The organism is Halomonas sp. SIMBA_159 (assembly GCF_046536035.1).
GTDB lineage: Bacteria > Pseudomonadota > Gammaproteobacteria > Pseudomonadales > Halomonadaceae > Vreelandella > Vreelandella venusta_A.
On record NZ_JAWJBT010000886.1, the window covers coordinates 1 to 261 of the forward strand.

Annotated in this window: 1 pseudogene; it reads right to left on the reverse strand. The window is 44.1% G+C overall.

The features are described from left to right. Nucleotides 1-261: pseudogene (gene ligA / locus R0J87_RS21795) on the reverse strand (NAD-dependent DNA ligase LigA); the annotation flags it as partial.

Here is a 261-nt window from a genome sequence, read left to right on the forward strand (position 1 = left end):
TGATCGTTTCAAAGGTTTTCCAAGGCAGAAAGGCTTCTCCTCTCACCTCCACTCGTGCTGGGGGATTGTCTAAATCTAATCGTAAGGGAATAGTGCGAATGGTTCGGACATTATTGGTAATCTCTTCTCCGGTTTCTCCATCGCCACGGGTTACCCCACGGACTAAGATGCCATTTTCATAGGTTAAAGCGAGGGCATTACCATCAATTTTTAACTCACAAACATAATTCACCTCTGTTTGATCGGAAACTTGATTTTGCC